Genomic DNA, 19,326 nt, shown 5'->3' on the forward strand with positions numbered 1-19,326 from the left:
GGGTCCTTCAGCGCAGCAGGTAGGGGATGTTGATGGTGACCGCGTCCACGGGACAGCGGGCGGCGCAGGGGCCGCAGTACCAGCACTCGTCGACGTACATGTAGGCCTTGCCGGTCTCGTCGCTGATGGCGAGGGAGTCCAGCGGGCAGGCCTCGACGCAGAGCGTGCAGCCGTCGATGCACAGGGATTCGTCGATGGTCACCGGGACCTCGACGCGCTGGTTGATCAGGGGCATGTGTCCTCCTCCCGGCCGCGGTGCAGGTGGCCGCGCATGGTCAGGCGGTCCCCGCGGAAGCGGACGTACTCCAGGTCGACGGGGCGTCCGTCCGACAGGTGGGTGAGCCGCTCGATCATGAGCAGGGCGGCTCCGCGTGGGGCGTCGAGCACGGCGGCGGTGTGGGCGTCGGCGTTGACGGCCTCCATGGTCAGCTCCGCCGTACCGAGGGGCTGGCCGGTGACGCGTTCGAGCAGCACGAAGATGTCGTTGCCTTCGAGGTCGGCGTCGAACAGCGGTTCGCCGACGTCGCGGACGAGGTAGGTCAGGTCGAGGGAGAGCGGCAGGCCGTTGAGGCTGCGCAGCCGTTCGAGGTAGACGACCTGCTCCCCGGCGGCGAGGCCGAGCCTGCGTCCGACGGCGGCGGGCGGGGCGATGAGGCTCATCGTGCGGACCTCGTTGGTGACCCGGCCGTGCTCGTGGAGGGTCTCGGCGAGGCCGAGGAGCCGGTGCAGGTCGTGGGGGTACTTCTCGGCGGCGACCGTGGTGCCGACGCCGGGGCAGCGTTCGACGAGCCCCTCACCGCGCAGCAGGTCCAGGGCCTCGCGGATGGCGTTGCGCGAGGTCCCGAACTCGCGGGCGAGCGCGGCTTCGAGCGGGAGCCGCCCGGCGCCGTACCCGCCGTGCACGATCTCCCGCCGCAGCAGGTCGGCCACCTGTCTGGCCCGGTCGGCCCTGCTCCGGGACGCCACCGTTGCCGCTCTCACGCGGCCGTCGGACTGTCTCACAGGAAAAGCCTATTAAATGAGTAGGGAAAATGGCATAACGGTCGGATTGCGCCACCCAGGGCACTTCCCCACCTGGACTTTCACCGCCGACCGGGCAAGATCTGCCACGCCCGGGGAAGGTCTCCTGAGAGAAGGGGGGCGGGATGTGCCGTCTGTTCGGGATGACCAGCGCGCCGCAACGGGCCCGCGCCACGTTCTGGCTGCTCGACGCCCCCGACAGCCTCAGCGTCCAGGGGCACCGCGACCCCGACGGCACCGGTCTCGGCTACTTCGAGGAGAACGGCGAGCCGCGGGTGCGCAAGGAGCCCGTCGCCGCCTACGCCGACCGGCGCTTCGCCGAGGAGGCCAGGACCGTGCGCTCGGCCACCTTCGTGGCCCACATCAGGTTCGCCTCGACCGGCGGCCTCGACGTCCGCAACACCCACCCCTTCGAGCAGGACGGACGGCTGTTCGCGCACAACGGGGTCGTCGAGGGCCTCGACCTGCTCGACGAGCACCTCGGCGACGCGCGCTCACTGGTCAAGGGGGAGACCGACTCGGAACGGGTGTTCGCCCTGGTCACCAAGGAGATCAGGGCGAGCGGCGGGGACGTGGCCGCCGGGCTCGGCCGGGCCGTGCGGTGGATCGCCGGACACCTGCCGCTGTACGCGCTCAACCTCGTCCTCGCCACCCCCGGCGGGCTGTGGGCGCTGCGCTACCCGGACACCCACGAGCTGTACGTGCTCGAACGCGCCCCCGGCGGCAGGCACGGCGACCGGCACCTCGACCACACGGGAACCGGCGGGCGCATCCGGGTGCACTCCGGCGACCTGTCGCGGGCGCCCGCGCTCGTCGTGGCCAGCGAGCGGATGGACGACAACCCCGGCTGGCGGCTGATGGAGCCCGGCGAACTCCTGCACAACGGCCCCGATCTGGGCCTCGTCCGTACGGCGCTGCTGACCGATCCCCCGGCGCACCCGCTGACCCTGGCCGACCTGCGCCCCGACGCCGCCGCCTCCCAGCGCGCCGGGGTCCGCTGACCGGTCAGGGAGCGGTGAAGAGCAGGGAGACGTTCTGGCCGCCGAACCCGAAGGAGTTGCACACCGCCGCGCCGAGGTGCTGCTTGCGGGGCTCACCGCTGACGACCTCAAGCTCGACCTCGGGGTCCTTGCTGTCGAGGTTGAGGGTGGGTGGGATGACGCTGTTGGCGACCGACAGCAGGGTGACGATGGCCTCGACCGCACCGGCCGCGCCGACGAGGTGGCCGAGACTGGACTTGGGCGCGGTGAGGACGACGTCGTTCCCGAGCGCCCGCTGGATCGCGGCCGCCTCGCCCACGTCTCCCACGACGGTGGACGTCGCGTGGCAGTTGACGTGGTCGACGTCCTCCGGCCGGAGCCCGGCGGAGGAGACGGCCCTGAGGATCGCCTGGGTCTGGCCCGCGCCCGTCGGGTCGGGGCCGGTGATGTGATGGGCGTCCGAGGTGATGCCGAAGCCCGCCAACCGGCCGATCGGGCGGGCGCCCCGCGCGGCCGCGAAGTCCGCCCGCTCCAGGACCATGACACCGGCGCCCTCGCCGAGCACGAAGCCGTCACGGTCGACGTCGAACGGCCGTGAGGCGCGCTCGGGGGCGTCGTTGCGCTTCGACAGCGTGCGAACCTGGGCGAAACCGGCGATGGTCAACGGCGTGATGGCGGCCTCCGTGCCACCGGCGATGACGACGTCGGCCTCGCCGGACCGGATGAGCCTGGCGGCGAACGCGAGGGCCTCGGCACCCGACGCGCACGCGGAGACGGGTGTGTACACGCCGGCTCTGGCGCCGTACTCCAGGCTGATCCAGGCGGCCGGGCCGTTCGGCATCAGCATGGGGACGGCGAGCGGGGCGATCCGCTGGGGCCCCTTCTCCTCTATCAGGTCGTCCTGCTCCAGGAGGGTGCCGATGCCCGCGATGCCGGTGCCGACCACCACCGCGAGACGGTCGGGATCGACCTCGGGCATGGCGGCGTCGGCCCAGGCCTGCCGCGCGGCGACGAGTACGGCCTGCTGGCAGCGGTCCATCCGCCGGGCCGTGACGCGGGGCAGCACCTCGTCGGGGGAGACGGCCATCGGGGCGGCGATCCGCACCGGCAGGTCGTCGGCGTGGGCGAAGGGCGCCACGAGGTCGTCGATCCGCCGGATGCCGGAGCGCCCGGCGAGGAGCCCCTCCCACAGTGAGTCGACGTCCCCACCGAGAGGCGTGGTCGCCCCGAGACCGGTGACGACGACGTCCTGAACGCTCATGCTGATCCCCTCGATGTTCCGGCTTGCTCCGGCATAGTTGTATCGCATACAAATACAGCATGCCCACGAGCGACCCTCCCCGGAGCCGGGGCCGACGCACCCGCGCGCAGCTTCTCGACCAGGCCGTGGCGCTCTTCGCCGAGCACCCCTTCGGCTCGGTGAGCGTGGCCGAGATCGCGGCGGCGGCCGGCGCGCACCCGAACCAGATCACCTACTACTTCGGGTCCAAGGACGCCCTGTTCGTCCACGCGGCGTTCCTGATGCTGCTCCGCGACGCCGAACGGCTGGAGCCGGTCGGGCACCGGCAGCGCACGCCCAGGGCGTTCCGTGAGGCGATGGCCCGCACCGCGCTGGCGCTGCCCGCCGTACCGGTCGCCGTGCAGGCGATGTCGACGACGCGGCTCAGGCCCGAGCTGCGGCCGGTGGCGCAGCACAACCTCACCCTGCTGTTCCGGCTGGCGGAGCGCTATCTCACCGTGGTGCTCGACCGCCACGGCTGGGTCATCGACCGTCCCGCCGCCGTCGAGGCGCGCACCTTCTGGAGCGCCGTCCTCGGGGCCCGGCTGATCTCGGAGTCCGGTTTCGGCGGTCGCTCAAGCGACATCGACCTCGCCGGGGTTCTGACGGTCCACGAGAAGTAGAAGCCCCACCATTCCCACAAAACCCGATATTTCCGGATTATCGGGAAAAATGACACTCACCGGAGGGGACGCCTCGAATCCCCGGACGTGGAAACCCGCACAGGCCCGGCGACACCGCGGAAAGACACCCACCCCGCCCGCCGACCAGGCGAAACCCCCAGCACGCCCGGGAAGGCCGCCACAAATCCACGACCGGCCAGGACAGAACGGGAAAAACTCCTTGAATCAGGGTTGGCCACCTGATTCCATTGTCGGCAGATTCCGTACGGGGCCGGCCAAGGAGTGGGAATGGTCCCCAAAAGGCGATCGTGGGCCAGAAGGATCTTCATAGCGGTCTTCTCCCTGGTGTGCGGGTCCGCCGTCCTCATCTCAGTGTTGATCTTCTTCGTCAGGCAGGACCAGGCGGCCGGGTGGGGCGCCGTCCTGGGAGTGCTCACGGCGGCGGCCGGCCTGCTCCTGTCGCAGCTCGAACGCTTCTTCGGGCCTCGGGCCGGTGGCTCCTCGCCGAAGTCCGAGGCGGACGCGCTGCTCAAGGTCGCCGACCAGCTGGCCGTGGCGGTGCGTGAGCAGTGGGAGGCGGAGGCGGCCCTGCGCAGGCTCAACGACCCCTGGCCGCTGAACGTCAGCTGGACCAAGGAGGAGGAGCTCACCGACCCCATCTACGCGCTGCCCGCCGCCAGGGCCGGGGACGCGCGGGCCGCCCGCGCCGACGTGCCCCTGGACGGCGACCTCGCCCAGGTCGCCGACTTCTTCGAGAGCCTGCCCGGCGGACGGCTGGTGATCCTCGGGCCGCTCGGCTCCGGCAAGTCGGTCCTGGCCCTGACCCTCCTGCTCGAACTGCTGGAACGCCGCGTGCCCGGGCGGCCCGTCCCGGTCCTGATCCCGCTGAACAGGTGGAACCCGGCCGAGATCCCGCTGGAGGAGTGGCTGGCCGACCAGCTGGCGACGAACTACCAGCTCGGCTCACCCCGGCACCGGGACGCGCGGGAGCTCGCCAGGCGCCTGTTGCACGACAACCTGGTCCTGCCGATCCTGGACGGCCTGGACGAACTCGCCGAGCCCACCCGGCCCCAGGCGATCACCGACGTCAACGGCTGGCTGGGACGGGACCGCCAGATCGTCCTGACGAGCAGGACGAACGAGTACCGCGCCGCCGTACTGGCCGGCGACGCCGTCACCCGTGGGGCGGCCGTCGTGCTGCAGCCCCTCGGCTGCGCGAGGGTCGAGGAGTACCTCAGGGGGGCGACGGCCAGGCCCCGCGTGCGCCGCTGGGACCCGGTGTTCGCCGAGATGCGGGACAACCCCGACGGGCCGGTCGCCACGGCGCTGCGCACGCCGCTCATGGTGACGCTGGCGCGCGCGATCTACGGTGACCGGCCGGGGGACGCGGCGGTCCTGCTCCAGCCGCGTCTCGCCACGGCCGGCCTGGTCGAGGAGCACCTGCTCGGCGAGCTCGTCCGGGCCGCCTACCCCGACGAACGGCGTGGCCCGCAGGCCGGCGACGTCCAGGTCTGGCTGACCTTCCTGGCCCGCAACCTGAGCGGCAGGGACCGGCCGGACATCGCGTGGTGGCACCTGGAGACCGCGGCCCCCGCGGCCGTCGTGCACGCCCCGGCCGCCGTCGTCGGGGCGTGTGTCGTGGGCTTCGTCTTCGGCCCCGTCGCCGCCGTCGTCTTCGCCGTCGCCGTGCTCCTCCTGGCGGGCGACCGCCGTACCGAACGGTGGAGCCTTGAGGGGATCCTGAAGGGGCCGATGAACGCCTGGCTGCGCGGGCTGCGGGAGTCCGGGACGCGGGGCGGCCTCCTCACCCCCCTCATCGGCCTGAACGAGAAGACGCCCCTCGAACGGAGGCTGGCGCTGGGCGCGGGCCGCGTCCTGGGCATGGTGACGGGGCTGGTCCAGGGGTTCGTGGTCTACCAGACGGGCGGCCTGTACCGGGCGGTCGCCGAGGGGGTCGGCCTCGGCCTCGCGGTCGGCCTCGCCGACGGATACCTGACCATCTCGACCCGGTCCGAGCCGAGCGAGGTCAGGTTCGCCTCCCGCCGGGGAGCCGTGGCGTTCGTCCGCCACGTCGCCATCGGGTGTGTCACCGGCGTCGGGGTCGGGGTGACGGCCTGGGCGATCTCGGCGTCGTGGTTCGGCGTGCTCGTCGGCATCCTGGTCGGCCTCGCGTTCGGGGTGATCGACGGGCTGAACATCTGGCTGGACGTGTCGACCGACGTCACCCTCGCGCTGAGCCCGCGCTCGACCCGGCGCGCCGAACGGCTCGCGGCCCTCGCCCGCAGCCTCACGCTGTTCACCACGATCGGCGTCACCACGGGCATCGCCTACACGTTCGCCTACGGCGTCCGGGCTGCCGTGCTCCCGGCGACCGTCTTCGGGCTCGGATACGCGCTCGCCGACCACCTCATGGGGCTGACGACGTCGGTGTGGGGCCGCTACGCGGTGGCGAAGGCGTGGCTCGCCCTGCTGGGCAGGGTGCCGTGGCGGTTCATGGACTTCCTGGACGACACCCACCGGCGCGGTCTCCTGCGCCGGGTGGGCGCCGTCTACCAGTTCCGCCATGTGAGGTTCCAGGAGTACCTCCTGACGTGGCACAACTAGAGACGGGTGAGACGGGCCATGACGGCTGACCGGTTACCGGACGGGTGGCGACGGCGGACCTGCGACGAGGTGATCCGCGCCTACGCCGGAATCGCCCGGCTTCCCACCTCGCCCGGGGAGAGGCGGGTGGCCGCCGCGCTCGCGGAACGGCTGCGCGGCCTCGGCTATCGGGCCGGTGTCGAGCCGGTGCGCGCGACGAGCTCCTACGCGCTGCCGATCGGCCTGCTCAGCGCCGCCGGACTCGCCGCGGGACTCCTCTCCCGGTACGGCGTCCCTTCACACGGCGGTGGCTCGTACAGCGGTGGCTCGTACGGCGGCGCGCGGAGGGCGGCGGCCCGCTGGGGCGCCGCGGTGGTCGCGGCGGCGGCGTCGGCGGCCATCGCCGACGACGTCGCGGGAGGCTCCCGCTGGTTCCGCCGGGTCGCGCTCCCCCACCGGCGCGCCCACAACGTCGTGGCGTACGGCGGCGACCCGACGGCGACCCGGACGGTGGTCGTCCTCGCCCACCACGACGCCGCCCCGTCGGGAGTGATCTTCGACCAGCGGGTGCTCCGCTGGGTCGCCCGCCACTTCCCCGCCGTCATCGCCGCCGCCAAGGAGAACCCGCCGACCTGGTGGCCGGTCATCCTGGGACCGGCCCTGGTCGCCGTTGGCGCCGCGAGCGGCGACCGCAGGCTCGGCGGCCTGGGAACGGCGATCACGGCGGCCAACCTGGCGTTCCTTGCCGACATCGGCCGCAGGCCCGCCGTACCGGGGGCCAACGACAACCTCTCCGGGGTGGCCGCGCTGGTCTGCGTCGCGCGGGCGCTCCAGCGGGAGCCGGTCTCCGGGCTGCGGGTCGTCCTGCTGTCCGCCGGTGCCGAGGAGGCCCTGCAGGAGGGCATCCGCGGGTTCGCCCGCAGGCACTTCCCCGACCTCGGCCCCGGCACCTGCTTCGTCAACCTCGAAAGCGTCGGCTCGGGAAGGCTCGCCCTGCTCGAAGGTGAGGGGCCCGTGCTGATGCGCGACTACCCCGAGCCGTTCCGCCGGTTCGTCGCGGAGTGCGCGCGCGACATCGGGGTGCCGCTCCTGCGGGGACTGCGTTCGCGCAACAGCACCGACAGCGAGGTCCCCCGGCGGCACGGGTACCCCGTCGCCACGATCGTCTCGCTCGACCACGACAAGCTCATCACCCACTACCACCTCGACTCCGACGTCCCCGACAACGTCGACCTGGACAGCGTGGTCTCCGCCGCCGAACTGGCCGAGGCCGTCATCCGCAGGCTGGCCCGCGAGGAACCGGCCCCCTGAGGAACGGCCCGGCGTCCGCGGCTCCGCCGCAGCAGGACCTCGGCGAACAGCAGGTTCGGCACCCAGCTCAGGAAGGAGTCGGCCAGGTAGGAGCGGTCGAAGGCGGTGACCTCGTCCACGCCGAACGCGGTCTGGAGCGGAACGAGGACAAGCGGCCACGCCCTGAGCATCACCGCGGCGTACGTCAGCGCGAACGCCCGTGTCGCCCAGCGGCGGTGCGCGGCGACGTCACCGCGCCTGATCGCCCGGTAGGCAGCCACGGCGAAGGTCGTCCACAGTACGGCCAGCGTCCCGAAGCCCGCCGTTCCCACCGGACCGGCCATGTTGGCCGGAGCCATCACCAGTCCCGCCACCCCGGCCACGATCATGGCGACGATCACGACCCGCCCGCAGAGCCGGTGGAACCCGGGAAAGCGGGTGCGCAGCCGTACGACGAACTGGGTGGGTGAGACCAGCAGCGCCAGGCCGCCGAAGCAGATGTGCACGTACAGGGCCGCCTGCGCCCAGCCCGGCTGATCGACGTAGGTGGCCGCGATCCCGACGTCGCTCCGCGCGAGGTGCCGCAGCGTGTCCGTCAGGTACGGCAGCGGCGCGTACACCGCGATTCCCACCGCGGTGAGGACGACCCACCACAGTCCGACTGTTCTTCTCATGAACGCCCCCATCGTCGATCGACCGTCCATAACGGCCGTCCACAACGTAGGTTCGCCCCGGTACGGCGGTCGCCCCCCTGCCGAGGGAAGTGCGTCTCCCTCATCAGAGGGAGACCGGTTGACCCGTTTGCCCGTGTTCGGGGAAAGATGGGGCCATGCGTTTGACCGGCGGCTTCCGCCGTACCCGGCCCGCCGGGGCCGACCGCTGGCTGGCGGGAGCACTGGCCGCCGGGTCCGCCGTCGCGAGCCTGCTGGCCGCCGCGGGGCCGCCCTACCGGGAGGCCGACCTTCCCGGGCTCGCCCTGATCACGGCCGCCTCGCTGGCCCTGCTGTGGCGCCAGGTCTTCCCGCTGCCGGTGGTCGCCGTCGTCTCGGCGCTGCTGATCGTCAACGAGGCGGCGGGATACGCGGTGACCGTCGTGCAGTGGCCCGCCTGGATCGCGCTGTTCACCTGCTTCTCCCTGTACCGCGACTGGCCGCACAGGCTGGTGGCCGCCCTGTCCGGCGGGCTGGCGGTCCTCGGGTACGTGGTGTTCGACCGTGGCCAGGTGAGCCCGCTCGAACTGTCGGGGATCACCATGTGCTTCCTGATCTCGACCATCGGGGGTGACGCCGCGCTGAGCCGCCGCGCGTACGCCGCGGCGGCCGAGGCGCGGGCCATGAGTGAGGCGCGGGAGCGGGTGGCGCTCGCCGAACGGGTCCTGCTCCAGGAACGCGCCCGGCTGGCCGGGGAACTGCACGACGCCCTCGGCCACGCCGTCAACGTGATGGTCATGCAGGCCGGGGTCGGCAGGCGGGTCTTCGCGGAGAACCCGGACTTCGGCCACGAGGCGCTCGGGCACATCGAGACCCTCGGCCGGGGCGCGCTCGACGAACTCGACCGTCTGTTACGCGTCCTCGACCCGGCCGCCGACGGCTCGGGGCACACGAACGTCGACCCCACGACGGCCGACCTCGCCGACCTCGCCGGGCGGGTGCGCGCCGCCGGGCGGGAGGTCGAACTCAACACCGGCGAGGTCGAGCTCCCGGCCAGCGGGGCGCGGGCGGTCTACCGGATCACCCAGGAGGCGGTGACCAACGCGCTGCGGCACACCTCCCGTGGGCGTATCCGGATCGACCTGACGCAGACCGGGGACCGGGTGCTGCTTGAGGTGACCAACGAGGGGGACGGCTTCCCCGAGCCGGTGCCGGGACGCGGCCTGGTCAGCATGCGGGAACGGGCCCGGCTTGAGGGCGGCGACCTGGAGGCGGGCCCCGTCGCGGGCGGCTTCGGCGTCCGGGTGGTCCTGCCGGTGGCGCGGCCATGATCAAGGTGTTCCTCGCCGACGACGACGCGCTGGTCAGGGGTGGTCTGCGAGCCCTGCTCGGCGCCGAGAAGGACATCGTCGTCGTGGGAGAGGCGGCCAACGGGACGCAGGCCGTACACGGGGTCAGGGCGAGCAGGCCGGACGTCGTGCTGATGGACGTGCGGATGCCCGGCCACGACGGTGTCCGCGCCACCCGGGAGATCACCTCCTGGCCCCGGCCGAGGCCCCGGGTGCTGGTGCTCACCACCTTCGACCTCGACGAGATCGTGGACGACGCCATCGCGGCGGGGGCCGACGGCTTCCTGCTCAAACGGGCGACCCCGGAGCAGGTGGTCGAGGGCATCCGCACGGTCGCGGGCGGGGACGCGCTCGTCGCGCCCTCGGTGACCCGCAGGCTGCTTGAGACGCTCGCCGCCCGGCGCGGCACCGGCGGCCGGGACGCCGCCCTCGCGGCTCAGCTGACCGAACGCGAGGCCGACGTACTGCGCGCCCTCGCCGAGGGCCTGTCGAACATCGAGATCGCCCGGTCGATGCACGTCTCCCTGGAGACCGTGAAGACCCACATCAAACACATCCTGCACAAACTACGCGCGCGCGACCGCACCCAGGCGGTCGTATGGGCCTACCGCACCGGCTTCACCGACAGAAGGTGAGCCCGTTCCCACCCGCCCCGAGCCGGGTGGGAACGGGTCACGGACAGGTGCTCAGAGGTTGGCGCCTGCGGAGAACAGGATCGGGCGGACCTCGACGGCCAGGCCGTCGATCTTCGCGTCCGGGATCAGCGCGGCGACCTCGTAGGCGCGGTCCTTGCTCTCGCACTCGACGATGTAGTAACCGCCGATGCCCAGCTCACTCACCACGGCCGGGCCTTCCTTGACGACGGTGGTGCCGTCGGCGACGCTGACCACCGCGCTGTTGGACGTGTCACCGAGCGCGTGCGTCGAGACGAACTCCCCGGTCTCCTTGATCGTCTCCTGGAAGGTGCCGTGACCGCTCATGATCTCGTTGAGTTCGGCCTCGGACAGCTTCTCCATGACCGCGGGGCTGGTGTGCATGATCAGCATGAACTTCGACATATGAATCGCTCCTCCGATTGGGCTTTCGATGTCTTCCATGGAGAGGTCGGAGCCGGGAGCGGGGTTTTGACATCCCGGCGCCGACGAGTTCGGGAGGGTCAGCTGTGGTACTCGCCACCGTTGACGTCGAGGCAGTGCCCGGTGATCGCACGGGCCATGTCGGAGGCCAGGAAGATCACCGCGTCGGCCACCTCCTCGGGCTCCTGGAGCCTGCGGCGGTCGATCGAGCTCGTCATCTCGTCGTAGACCGTCGTCGGGGGGACACCGCGGGCGGTGGCGATCTCCTCGACGAACGCCTTCACCGTGTCGATCAGGATCGGCCCCGGGGCGACGCTGTTGACGCGCACCCCCTGCGGGCCGAGTTCGGTGGAGAGCATCTGGGCGAGCGCGAGCAGCCCGGCCTTGGCCATCTTGTAGGAGCCGCAGCGCTCGATGGAGTGCCGCAGGACCGAGGAGTTGACCATCACGACGGAGCCCCGGTTCTCGACCAGCGTCGGCGCGAGCAGCCTGACCAGCCGCAACGCCGCGTAGACGTTGATCTCGAACCCCTCGCGGACCTCGTCGAGGCCGACCTCGACCATCGTCAGGTGCCGCGGCGCGGCGAAGGCGTTGTGGATGAGCGTGTCCACCCGCCCGTAGGTCTCAAGCGCCGCCAGCACCAGGCTCTCGGTCTCCGCCTCGTCGGTCAGGTCGGCCGGTACGACCAGCGCCCGGCGGCCGAGTTGCTTGACCTCGTCGGCCACCACCTCAAGGCGGGACGCGGTGCGCGCGGCCAGCACCAGGTCCGCTCCCGCGCGGGCGCACCGTACGGCCAGCTCCCGCCCGAGGCCGGGGCCGACTCCGGCGACCAGGACCACCTTTCCCGTCAGCAGTTCAGGGACGTTCACGGTTCCACCTCCGGTCGAGGACCCGGGAAACGGGCCCTTCCTCGATGTTCGCGATTCCTTTCCCGGCCACGGGACCGGGTTCTCCCGGCCTCGCGTCCAAGATTTCCGACCCCCGTGAAAAGACCTCCCGCCGAAGCGGAAACACGCCTTTCCCGATGCTCTGGCGCGGTGCGGAAAGGCGTTTCTCAGACACCCGCGCCCACCGAGAAGGCGATCGGCCGGACCTCTATGCCCAGTCCCTCGATTCCCGTGTCCGGGATCATCGCGGCGATGGCGTGCGCGCGTTCCCTGCTCTCGCACTCCACGACGTAGCAGCCGACGAGGTGGTCGGCGCGTTCGGCGTGCAGGCCGCCGGTGACCCAGGTCAGTCCGTCACGGACCTGGACGACGGCGCCGTGCGAGAGGTCCCCGAGCGTGATCCTGCCGAGGAGTTCCCCGCTGGCGCCGATCTCCTCGACGAACCGGTGACGGCCCTCGTGCACGTCGGCACGGACCCGTTCCGGCAGGTCGTTCCAGACGCCGGGGTTCTCGTAGACCGCCAGCAGGTACTTCACGTCTTCGCTCCTAGCGTTCGCGCCGGTTCCGTAGACATGTCGGAGCGGACGTCCCGTTCTTGTCATCCAGCCGCGAAACCCGGCAAATCTCTCGAAGGAGGGCGTCGAGATCCTCGAACCGGCTCCGATCTGTCCATGAGGGGTGCCTTCGGCACCGTCCTCACCAACCGCCATCCGACCGGACGAGGAGTGACAAGCCCCCATGCATGACGAGACGACGAAGGAGGCGCCGCCCAGGGCCGGACGCAGGGAGTGGACCGGGCTCGCGGTGCTGGCCCTGCCCACCCTGCTGGTCGCGCTGGACATCGGTGTCCTGTTCCTCGCGGTGCCCCACCTCAGCGCCGACCTGGGGACCAGCAGTGTCGAACAGCTGTGGATCGCCGACGTGTACGGCTTCCTCCTGGCCGGGTTCCTCATCACCATGGGCACCCTCGGCGACCGCGTCGGCCGCAGGAGACTGCTGCTCATCGGCGGTGCCGCCTTCGGCCTGGCCTCCGTACTGGCCGCCTACTCCGGCAGCCCCGGCATGCTCATCGCCGCCCGAGCCCTGCTCGGCGTCGCGGGCGCGACCCTCATGCCCTCGACCCTGGCTCTGATCAGCAACATGTTCGCCGACGCCGGGCAGCGTGGCCTGGCCATCTCGCTGTGGGCCGCCTGCCAGTTCGGCGGCGCCGCGCTCGGCCCCGTCATCGGCGGCGTCCTGCTCGAACACTTCTGGTGGGGTTCGGTCTTCCTGCTCGGCGTCCCCGTCATGGCGCTGCTGCTGGTGCTGGCGCCGCTCCTGCTGCCCGAGTACCGCAACCCGGACGCCGGGCGCCTCGACCTCGTCAGCGTCGCCCTGTCGCTGGCGACCGTGCTGCCCCTGGTCTACGGGGTCAAGGAGCTGGCCGTCGGCGACGGCACCGCGCCCGCCGTACCCCTCGCCGCGCTCGCCGCCGGCCTGCTCCTCGGGTTCGTCTTCGTACGGCGCCAGCTCAGCCTTGAGCGTCCCCTGCTCGACCTGCGGCTGTTCGCCGAACGCTCCTTCGGCGTCGTCCTGGTGACGATGCTGCTCGGCGGCGCGATGATCGCCGGGACGGGGCTGCTGGTCAGCCAGTACCTCCAGTCGGTGCTCGGCCTGTCCCCGGCGACGGCGGCCCTGTGGTACGCGCCCATGGGCCTGGCGCTGGCCGCGGGAGCCGTGCTCTCACCCGCCCTGGTCCGCAGGATGCGGCCGGGGACGGCCATCGCGGGCGGCCTGGCGCTGTCCGCCGCCGGGTTCGCGCTCGTCGCCCTGACCGGCGGCTCCGGTGGCCCCGGCGGGCTGGCCCTGGCCGTACTCGGCATCGCGGTCATCGCGCTCGGCGACGGCCCGCTGGTCTCGCTGGGGACGGGCCTGGTCGTCGGCTCCGTGCCGCCAGGGCGGGCGGGTTCGGCCGCCTCGATCTCCGAGACCAGCCTGCACTTCGGCGGGACGCTCGGCATGGCCCTCATGGGCACGGTCGGCGCCGCCGTCTACCGCTCGCACATCGCGGGCGCACTGCCCGCCGGGCTCGGTGACCAGGCGGGACAGGCCGGGGAGACCCTCGCCGGGGCCGTCTCGGTGGCCTCGGGGCTGCCCGCGGAACCCGCGGCCCGGCTGCTGGCCGTCGCGCGGGAGGCCTTCACCGCCGGGCTCAACACCGTCGGTGTCATCGGCGTCGTCGTCTTCGTCTGCCTGGCGGCCCTGACGGCGGCCACCCTGCGCCGCCCCTGACCCGGAAATCGACCTGTTTCCTGAGAACACAACTCCGCATTTTCAGAGAAACGCCGTCCCGATCCCGGTGGGACCATCGAGGCGCGACATTCCCACGCCGTGTTCGAACGCCTATGAGGCGTTTTTCGGCGCGCATTCGTGAACGGCCTCGGAGGGATTCACGCCCCGGCCGAAAAACGCCGTCCGCGTCCCCCGCCGAGATCTTCCAGAGAGGGAGTCGACTGTGACGCAATCACCGGAGAAGGCATTCGACGTCCGCGACGCGCCGGACGAGATGGCCGAGCTCGACCGGAGGCTGACCGAACGGGCGAGGCGGATCTCGCCCAGGCCCCGGTGGTGGCGAAGGCCGTGGATGATCCCGCTGGTCATCCTGGTCGGGGTGTTCCTGACCTACATCTGGGGCCCCTACATCAGGCTGGACCCGCGCACCGCGACCGTGCACCTGGTCCAGAGCATCCCCCTGCACTACGTGCTGGTCGTCACCCACATCGTGACCGCCAGCGTCGCGATGGCCACGGCCTGCCTGCAGGTGTGGCCGTTGGTCCGCAGACGGTACCCGGCCGTGCACCGGATCAGCGGGCGGCTGTTCGTCTTCGCGGGCGCCGTCCCCACCTCGATCGTCGCCATCGTCCTGATGCGCATCCGCAACGACCGCGACGGCGGCGTACAACCCGGCAGCTCGGGCCTGTACATCACGGCCGCCCTGTGGCTGGTCATCACGCTCGTCGGCTACCGGATGGGACGCAAGCACCGGTGGGCCGAACACCGCCGCTGGATGACCTACAGCTTCGCGCTGTCGCTGACGAACATCTACAGCAGGCCCATCGCGATCTACGTGTCGAGCATCCCCGGCGCCAACATGAACCTGTGCTTCGAGCTGATCGGCTGGCTGCCCTTCATCGTGCACCTCGGCATCGCCCAGTGGTGGCTCGACCGGACCTCCGGGCTGCCGTGGGGAGGCCGTCGCAGGCCCAGGCGCGCCGTACCGTCACAGAGCTGAGCCGCCGTAAAACCGCCGTCACGGAGGTGGGCCTCCGCCGGCGGGACCTCGGGCCGGGCGCGCATGGCCCGCCCGCCCGAGGTCCACGTCCGCCGCGTTACTTCTGCTGCATGATCTGGACGTAGTTGCCGTCGGGGTCGACCAGCGTGCCGATCCACCCGTGGTCGTTCTCGCTCAGCTCGGACAGCCACGTCACCCCCAGCCCGTTGAGCCGCTCGGCGGTCTCCACGGCGTTCTCGACGTTGAAGTTGAGAATGTGCCTGCCGGGTTCTGAGTTCTTCTCCGCGACGTCTTCACGCTGGTCGCAGAACAGGGCGACGTCGCCGAAGAACAGGGCGGGTCCCTCGGTCCTGGGGTTGAACGCCTGGACGTACCACTCGCGAAGCCGCTCGGCGTCAGCCGTACCCAGCAGAATGCCGGCGAAGCTCTGTGCGGACATGTCTCCTCCTCAGTGCGGCCCCCTGTGGGCCCCTCTACCCCTGGGTCGGAGCCGTGGACCGATCCTTGACATCCGGCGCCGCATGAATCACAAAAAAGCCGGGCCCCAGGGCGAAAACCCCGAAACCCGGCCCGAAAAAGGCTCAGAACCCGGCGTCCGTCACCGCCTCGAACACCTCAAGGGCCCGGTCGAGCAGTTCCTCCCCGCCCTTCGCCGAGGGCACCAGGTCGAGCAGGATCTCGGTCGCCCCGGCCTCCGCCAACGCCGCCACGTCCTCGACCACCTGCCCGATCGACCCCTGGAACGGCCTGCGCCCGGCGGGGGCGGGCGTCTCGGACAGCACGACGGCGGCCCTGGGGACGAGCTCCAGCGCGGCGGCGTCCCTGCCGTGTTCCACGGCCCGCTGCCTGATCCTGTCCCACAGCTCGGCGACCACGGGCGCGGGCAGCCCCGAGGGAAGCCACCCGTCGGCCTTGCGGGCGGCCCGCTCCACGGCCCTGACGGAACGGCCGCCCAGCAGCACCGGGATCCGCCCGGCCGGTTTCGGGGCGACCAGGGCGCCCTCGACGCTGAGCCGTGAGTCCCGGTGCGAGACCGGGTCGCGCCCCCAGAAGGCGCGGCAGGCGTCGAGGGTCTCGTCGAGGGTACGGCCCCGCGCCGCGAAGTCGGCCTCCATCCCCCGGTACTCGTCGGAGGACCAGCCGCTGCCGAACCCGGCGACCACCCGCCCCCCGCTGGCCCGGTCCAGCGTCGCCAGCGCCCGCGCCAGGTGCAGCGAACGGTACAGCGGTGCCACCAGGACGCCGGTGCCGAGCCGTACGGTGTCGGTCACCGCGGCGGCGAGGGTGAGGACGGTCAGCGCGTCCGCGCACTCCCGGTAGTGGTCGATCCACGGCAGCCCCGGCACGCCGTTCATGCCCTCGGCCGGTTCGAGCGGGAAGAGCACCCGCTCGTAGACCCAGAGGCTGGAGTAACCGGCGCTCTCCGCTCCCCTCGCGATCCTCGCGACGTCGAAGCGCAGGTCGAAGCCGCTGCTCTGCGGCAGTCCCAAGCCGAACCTCACGGTGTTCCCTCCGGTCGTCAGAAGTCAGTGCACGCGGTAGCTGCCGGGGTCCCTGCCCGGTCCCCGGTGCGCGTTGTAGTCGTCGATGAGCCGCTGCCCCTCGGCGTTGGCCTGGGCGAAACGGGCGACCGGGTCGGCGCCGGACAGCAGTACGTCGTGCATGGCGTAGGTCATCACGTCCTGGAGCCTGGGCAGCTCCCCCACCAGGGCGCCCAGTGCCGCGGGCGAGTCGTCCGAGCCTTCGAGCTGGTCGACGGCCACCTTCCGGTGCGGGTTCTCCTCGAACCAGCCCTGCTCCTGGAGGAGTTCGACCGCGGAGTAGGTGATCGGCATGTAGTTGGTGCGCCGGTGCCTGTCGATCGCGTTGGCCGGGTTGTTGAGGTACTGCAGGAAGGCCAGCGCGCCGTCCCTGACCTCCTCGTCGAGGCCGTCGGCCAGGAAGATCCCGTCCCCGCCGAGCACGTTGCCCACGTAGGGCACGTCGTCGTTGTACGGCAGGCGGCTCGCCCTGACGACGAACCCCCGGTCCTTTCCGACCTGCACCAGCCGGGGCGCGTCGACCGAGGAGGTGAACATGAAGGCCACCTGCTGTTCGGCGAACACCCCGAAGCTGCCGACCCAGTCCATCCGGGTGCCGGTGTAGTGGTAGTGGCCGTCCCGGTGCAGGCGCCGCCACCAGTCGACGAAGGCCATCATCTCCTCGGAGTCGAGGTGGGCGGTGTCGGCGACGCCCGCCCTGCCGTTGTCCCGGTTGACGAGGTGGCCGCCCTGCGCGGCGACGGCCTGCATGAACATCCAGCCGTGGTTGCACCAGGTGATCGCGTGCGCGGGCGGGTCGGGCAGCTTGGCCAGGGCCCGGCAGGCGGCGTCGATCCCCGCCCAGGTCCGCGGCACCTCGGTGATGCCCGCCGCCTCAAGGAGCGTCATGTTGGCGTACAGCAGGGTCGTCGAGGACAGCGGGGACAGGCCGGTGCGCCCGTCGGGGGCGGTGAAGTAGTGGCGGGCGTGGGAGAGCACGTCGTGGTCGACGACCGGCTCCCCGAGGATCTCCGTACGGCCTCCGATGGCGTCGGCGACCGAGGTGTACAGCGGTGAGCCGTCGTTGCGCACCATGTCGAAGGCGACCTGGCTCGACGTCGAGTAGTACTGGCCAAGAGTGGGGATGACGCCCCGTTCGACCGCGCGGGCGATCTCCAGGGGCATCCGCACGTAGTCGTGCTCGTGCAGCCTGACCTCGTAGCCGGGGTGCGCCTCGTTGAAGCCTCTGATCGCGTCCCTGGTGCTGTCCAGGAAACGCGGGGTCTTGTAGTAGTGCAGCCACGCGTCGATGACGATCCTCATCCGGCGTGCTCCCTCATCTCTGGGTGGTCCCTTGGCGGATGATTCCGCGCGCGACCCCGTGGCAGAGGTTTTCCCGGGATGGCCGGAATCGCGGGGAAAACAAACTCGAAGCCAATGATGCGGGCCGTTCCCCGAAAAGGCATCTTCCTGGTTGCGGCGTTTGTTCTCTCGTGCGAACGGTGTGGGAGGTGGGCAATCAGGGAGATGCGTCACGGTGAATGCGACTGTCAGGGTCAACGTGCACCGAAACCTGCCGCATTTTTCCCGAGGAGGACCGATGGAAATCACCGAGGCGCCGTCGAGGGAGGAGCTCGTCCGCCGGGCGTCCGAACTGGTGCCCCTGCTCCAGAAGAACGCCCTGTGGGCCGAGGAGAACAGGCGTCTGCCCGAGGAGTCGATCGAGGCGCTGACCGAGGCGGGCATCCTGAAGATGCGCGTCCCCACCAGGTACGGCGGCTACGAGTCCGACATGGGCACCGTGGTCGAGGTGCTCGCCGAACTGGCCAGGGGGGACGGCTCGCACTCCTGGACCGTCGCGGTCTGGGCGATCAGCACCTGGATGGTCGGGCTGTTCCCCGACGAGGTGCAGGACGAGGTCTTCTCGACCCCCGACGTCCGGGTCAGCGGCATCCTGAGCCCGACGGCGGTCGCCGTACCCGTCGAGGACGGTGTGGTGCTCAACGGCAAGTGGTCGTTCAACACCGGCTCGCAGCAGAGCCACTGGAACACCAACGCCGCGGTCCTGGCCACCGCCGACGGCGGCTACGAACCGATCATGGTCGCGATCCCGCTGCCCGACCTGCGGATCATCGACGACTGGCACACCTCGGGGTTGCGCGGCTCGGGCAGCGTCACCACCGTCGCCCATGACCTGTTCATCCCCCAGGAGCGGGTGCTGGCCATGGGGCCGGTGCTCCAGGGCCGGATCTCCTCGAAGCTGAACGCCGACTCCCCGATCTTCCGCGCGCCGTTCATGCCGACCGCCTGCACCACCGTCGGCGCCACGGCGCTGGGCCTGGCCAGGGCCGCCAGGGACGCCTTCTTCGAGCGCCTGCCCGGCCGGAAGATCAGCTACACGAACTACGACAGCCAGAAGGACGCCCCGCTCACCCACCTCCAGGTCGCCGAGGCCGTCACGAAGATCGACGAGGCCGAGTTCCACGCCTTCCGCGCGGCCCGCCTGGTGGACACCAAGGGGCCGACCGGCGAGCCGTGGACGCTTGAGGAGCGGGCCCGTGTCCGGCTCGACCTGGGGGCGGTCTGCCGGCGGGCCAAGGAGGCGGTGGACATCCTCAACACCGCCAGCGGCGGCTCCTCCGTCTACACCTCGGTCCCGATCCAGCGCATCGAGCGTGACGTGCAGACCCTCAACCTGCACGCCATCATGCACCCCAACACCAACCTCGAACTGTACGGCCGGGTCCTGTGCGGCCTTGAGCCCAACACGGTCTACCTCTGAACCGCCGAAGGGGTCC

The 19,326-nt window shown here is 71.3% G+C and carries 19 protein-coding genes; 9 read left to right on the forward strand and 10 right to left on the reverse strand.

Translation table 11 applies throughout. The features are described from left to right. Positions 1–7: 7 nt before the first annotated feature. Together ABZ463_RS26930 and ABZ463_RS26935 are read right to left on the reverse strand one after the other, a co-directional pair. Complete coding sequence (locus ABZ463_RS26930; RefSeq protein WP_352014431.1) at positions 8–235, reverse strand: 4Fe-4S dicluster domain-containing protein; 228 nt, start codon at positions 233–235, stop codon at positions 8–10. Further along, positions 226–981, reverse strand: coding sequence for a GntR family transcriptional regulator (locus ABZ463_RS26935; RefSeq protein WP_352014432.1), 756 nt, complete (start codon positions 979–981; stop codon positions 226–228). The genes ABZ463_RS26930 and ABZ463_RS26935 overlap by 10 nt, the downstream gene beginning before the upstream one ends. Positions 982–1,145: 164 nt before the next feature. Here ABZ463_RS26935 and ABZ463_RS26940 point away from each other — a divergent pair, with 164 nt between their 5' ends. Beyond that, positions 1,146–2,021 (forward strand): class II glutamine amidotransferase, encoded by an 876-nt coding sequence (locus ABZ463_RS26940; protein ID WP_362780241.1) that lies wholly within the window; start codon positions 1,146–1,148, stop codon positions 2,019–2,021. Positions 2,022–2,025: 4 nt separating this feature from the next. Here ABZ463_RS26940 and ABZ463_RS26945 read toward each other — a convergent pair whose 3' ends face one another. Beyond that, entirely contained in the window at positions 2,026–3,261 is a 1,236-nt protein-coding gene (locus tag ABZ463_RS26945; RefSeq protein WP_352014434.1) for a beta-ketoacyl-ACP synthase II, read from the reverse strand. A gap of 59 nt (positions 3,262–3,320) precedes the next feature. Here ABZ463_RS26945 and ABZ463_RS26950 point away from each other — a divergent pair, with 59 nt between their 5' ends. From ABZ463_RS26950 to ABZ463_RS26960, 3 genes are all read left to right on the forward strand, one after another. Continuing rightward, positions 3,321–3,902, forward strand: a complete 582-nt coding sequence (locus ABZ463_RS26950) for a TetR/AcrR family transcriptional regulator C-terminal domain-containing protein (protein WP_362780244.1) — start codon at positions 3,321–3,323, stop codon at positions 3,900–3,902. 288 nt (positions 3,903–4,190) lie between these two features. Beyond that, entirely contained in the window at positions 4,191–6,506 is a 2,316-nt protein-coding gene (locus ABZ463_RS26955) for an NACHT domain-containing protein (protein WP_362780247.1), read from the forward strand. An 18-nt stretch (positions 6,507–6,524) separates the two neighbouring features. After that, positions 6,525–7,796: a M28 family peptidase gene (locus ABZ463_RS26960; RefSeq protein WP_362780250.1), complete on the forward strand. Its 1,272-nt coding sequence runs from the start codon at positions 6,525–6,527 to the stop codon at positions 7,794–7,796. Here the strand turns inward: ABZ463_RS26960 and ABZ463_RS26965 are convergent. After that, positions 7,682–8,449 carry a DUF2306 domain-containing protein gene (locus tag ABZ463_RS26965; protein ID WP_362780253.1) on the reverse strand — a complete coding sequence of 256 codons (768 nt, stop codon included), beginning with the start codon at positions 8,447–8,449 and terminating at the stop codon, positions 7,682–7,684. The two genes, ABZ463_RS26960 and ABZ463_RS26965, sit on opposite strands and share 115 nt — an antisense overlap. 155 nt (positions 8,450–8,604) lie before the next feature. Here ABZ463_RS26965 and ABZ463_RS26970 point away from each other — a divergent pair, with 155 nt between their 5' ends. Continuing rightward, positions 8,605–9,756, forward strand: coding sequence for a histidine kinase (locus tag ABZ463_RS26970; protein WP_362780256.1), 1,152 nt, complete (start codon positions 8,605–8,607; stop codon positions 9,754–9,756). Then, positions 9,753–10,409, forward strand: coding sequence for a response regulator transcription factor (locus ABZ463_RS26975; RefSeq protein WP_362780259.1), 657 nt, complete (start codon positions 9,753–9,755; stop codon positions 10,407–10,409). The genes ABZ463_RS26970 and ABZ463_RS26975 overlap by 4 nt, the downstream gene beginning before the upstream one ends. Before the next feature lie 51 nt (positions 10,410–10,460). On the opposite strand, the gene ABZ463_RS26980 is transcribed toward ABZ463_RS26975, so the two are convergent. The 3 genes from ABZ463_RS26980 to ABZ463_RS26990 form a co-directional block, all read right to left on the reverse strand. Continuing rightward, entirely contained in the window at positions 10,461–10,832 is a 372-nt protein-coding gene (locus ABZ463_RS26980; protein WP_352014441.1) for a YciI family protein, read from the reverse strand. A gap of 98 nt (positions 10,833–10,930) precedes the next feature. Further along, positions 10,931–11,719, reverse strand: a complete 789-nt coding sequence (locus ABZ463_RS26985) for an SDR family oxidoreductase (RefSeq protein WP_362780261.1) — start codon at positions 11,717–11,719, stop codon at positions 10,931–10,933. 185 nt (positions 11,720–11,904) lie between these two features. Further along, positions 11,905–12,273 (reverse strand): YciI family protein, encoded by a 369-nt coding sequence (locus ABZ463_RS26990; RefSeq protein WP_362780264.1) that lies wholly within the window; start codon positions 12,271–12,273, stop codon positions 11,905–11,907. Positions 12,274–12,475: 202 nt separating this feature from the next. Between ABZ463_RS26990 and ABZ463_RS26995 the strand changes: the two genes are divergently transcribed. Then, on the forward strand, positions 12,476–14,008 hold the full coding sequence (locus tag ABZ463_RS26995) for an MFS transporter (protein WP_362780266.1): 1,533 nt from the start codon (positions 12,476–12,478) through the stop codon (positions 14,006–14,008). A gap of 223 nt (positions 14,009–14,231) precedes the next feature. Beyond that, positions 14,232–15,008: a DUF2306 domain-containing protein gene (locus ABZ463_RS27000; protein ID WP_352014445.1), complete on the forward strand. Its 777-nt coding sequence runs from the start codon at positions 14,232–14,234 to the stop codon at positions 15,006–15,008. A 97-nt stretch (positions 15,009–15,105) separates the two neighbouring features. On the opposite strand, the gene ABZ463_RS27005 is transcribed toward ABZ463_RS27000, so the two are convergent. The 3 genes from ABZ463_RS27005 to ABZ463_RS27015 all read right to left on the reverse strand — a co-directional run bounded on the left by ABZ463_RS27005 (position 15,106) and on the right by ABZ463_RS27015 (position 17,851). Then, positions 15,106–15,447: a VOC family protein gene (locus ABZ463_RS27005; protein WP_352014446.1), complete on the reverse strand. Its 342-nt coding sequence runs from the start codon at positions 15,445–15,447 to the stop codon at positions 15,106–15,108. Positions 15,448–15,589: 142 nt separating this feature from the next. Beyond that, positions 15,590–16,510, reverse strand: a complete 921-nt coding sequence (locus ABZ463_RS27010) for a TIGR03619 family F420-dependent LLM class oxidoreductase (protein WP_362780270.1) — start codon at positions 16,508–16,510, stop codon at positions 15,590–15,592. A gap of 24 nt (positions 16,511–16,534) precedes the next feature. Beyond that, positions 16,535–17,851 (reverse strand): extracellular solute-binding protein, encoded by a 1,317-nt coding sequence (locus ABZ463_RS27015; RefSeq protein WP_352014448.1) that lies wholly within the window; start codon positions 17,849–17,851, stop codon positions 16,535–16,537. A 277-nt stretch (positions 17,852–18,128) separates the two neighbouring features. Between ABZ463_RS27015 and ABZ463_RS27020 the strand changes: the two genes are divergently transcribed. Then, on the forward strand, positions 18,129–19,310 hold the full coding sequence (locus ABZ463_RS27020; RefSeq protein ID WP_352014449.1) for an acyl-CoA dehydrogenase family protein: 1,182 nt from the start codon (positions 18,129–18,131) through the stop codon (positions 19,308–19,310). Positions 19,311–19,326 lie beyond the last annotated feature (16 nt).

It is taken from the genome of Streptosporangium sp. NPDC020145, from assembly GCF_040631275.1.
GTDB lineage: Bacteria > Actinomycetota > Actinomycetes > Streptosporangiales > Streptosporangiaceae > Streptosporangium.